At 64.1% G+C, this 1,285-nt stretch carries 2 protein-coding genes; both read right to left on the reverse strand.

Annotated features, from left to right (window positions below; genetic code table 11):
- On the reverse strand, window positions 1–895 hold an 895-nt coding region (locus ENZ75_RS32080; RefSeq protein WP_206617155.1), incomplete at its 3' end, for a stimulus-sensing domain-containing protein.
- A 20-nt stretch (window positions 896–915) separates the two neighbouring features.
- A partial coding sequence (locus ENZ75_RS32085) for a response regulator transcription factor (RefSeq protein ID WP_206617156.1) occupies window positions 916–1,285 on the reverse strand: 370 nt, incomplete at its 5' end.

Below are 1,285 nucleotides of genomic sequence, written 5' to 3' on the forward strand. Positions count from 1 at the left end.
GCATCGACAGGATGGCGGCGACAAGGGCCGCGATGCCGAAGACGCGCAGGATCGCCTTGCGCTCGGCGGCGACGATCTTGTCGATGTCGCCGCCTTCGGTCGACAGCATCAGCACGCCCAGGACGGCACGAAAGCGCTGGATCGGCACCGCCACCGAAACGATCTGCTCGCCCTGCTCGCTGACGCGCACGATGGTCGAAGGGCTGCCGGTGAGCGCCTTGACCACTTCCGGGAAAGCGGCGCCATTGCCGCCCGGCTGCTCGTGATAGACCGGCAGCTCGGTGTTGCGGAAGAAGTCGAAGACGAATTTCTGGATGCGCTCGACCAGATCGGGCTCTTCTTCCTCGACCGGCGGCAGGTCGTAGCGCAGGATCTGGCCACGCGAATAGAGGTGGCGCGAATCGAGCAGCAGATTGGCGTCGCGGTCATAGATGCGGGCGCGGGTCCTGGTCGGCGAGATCAGCCTTCTAAGCACCGGTGCGACACGCTCCGGGTTGATCGGAAAGTCGAGATTGTCGAGCTGGTCCGAGCCCGGCCCAAGGCTTTCGCCGGCCTGCAGTTCAAGCAGCTTTTCCGGGTCGATGCTGATCGAATCCGTCTCGACCGTCGCCGAAGCGGCGATGGCGCCGGCGATGATCTCGCCCTGGGTCATCAGGCTTTCGACGCGGGCGTCGATCAGCCCGTCGCGGAAGGTGTTGAGATAGAGGATGCCGGTCACCAGCACGGCGAGGCCGGCAAGGTTGAGGAACAGGATACGCCGCGTCAGGCTGGAAAAGATGTGATGGCCAAGGAAGCGGCGCATCGGCACCGTGATCTTCGAGACGAAGGACGGCATGATCCGCGACGGCCGCCTGGAGGCGCCCGCCGGTCTTGTTCGCTGTGCTTCCACTGCCATCGAATAGCAGGCCCTGCTACTTATGCTTCGCGGAACCGGTATCCGACTCCGTAAAGGGTTTCGATCATCTCGAAGTCGTCGTCGACGGCCTTGAACTTCTTGCGCAGCCGCTTGATGTGGCTGTCGATGGTGCGGTCGTCGACATAGACCTGTTCATCATAAGCCGAATCCATCAGCGCATCACGGCTTTTTACGACACCGGGACGCTGCGCCAGCGAATGCAGGATCAGGAACTCGGTGACGGTGAGCGTCACCGGCTCGCCTTTCCAGGTGCAGGTGTGGCGCTCCTGGTCCATGACGAGCTGGCCGCGCTCGAGAGAGCGGGCCTGCTGGCTTGGCGTCTTGGCTGCAGCCTCGCGGGCACTGGCGCGGCGCAGCACGGCGCGCACG

This window comes from Mesorhizobium sp. M7A.F.Ca.CA.002.04.1.1, assembly GCF_004022805.1.
Classification (GTDB): domain Bacteria; phylum Pseudomonadota; class Alphaproteobacteria; order Rhizobiales; family Rhizobiaceae; genus Mesorhizobium; species Mesorhizobium ciceri.